Source organism: Veillonella sp. 3627, from assembly GCF_003992195.1.
Taxonomy (GTDB): Bacteria; Bacillota; Negativicutes; order Veillonellales; family Veillonellaceae; genus F0422.
On sequence record NZ_RQVG01000027.1, the window covers coordinates 1 to 557 of the forward strand.

At 42.5% G+C, this 557-nt stretch carries 1 protein-coding gene; it reads left to right on the forward strand.

The features are described 5' to 3' along the window. On the forward strand, nt 1-557 hold a 557-nt coding region (locus EO114_RS07785), incomplete at both ends, for a hypothetical protein (RefSeq protein ID WP_206168682.1).

Below are 557 nucleotides of genomic sequence, written 5' to 3' on the forward strand. Positions count from 1 at the left end.
CGTGAGGATAACACGGCAAGTGATGTTACATTTAATGTAAAAGCAGCTAATGGTTCTGTAACGGTTGACGAAAATGGTGTAAAAGTAACTACTGGTGAAATGAAGCCAGCAGTAGGTACGGATAATAAGGAAACAGGAGCTATTGCTACCCCTGCAGATCCAGCTACAGCTAAGCAATTAAAAGAAACCTTAGCAGCTGCTGAAAAAGACTTGTCTGCAGCAAGAGCAGCTTTAAAAGAAGCAGAAAAAGCATTAGCGGCAGATCCAAAAGATCCAGCATTACAACAAACGGTGGCAGATAAGAAAGCTGATGTAGCTGCTAAACAAACACCAGTAGATACAGCACAGAAAGCGCATGATGAGGCAGGATTGAACAAAGTGGCTACCGTACAAAATGTAGCGGAAGCCATCAACAATGCGGGCTTCAACTTGAAAACATCTGCTGACGGGGGAGAAAAACTTACTGGAACTAAGGATGACGGAGAGTTAATTAAACCAAGCAATACTGTGGAAATGGTAGCAGGAAATAACTTGACTGTGAAACAGGATGCAAATGG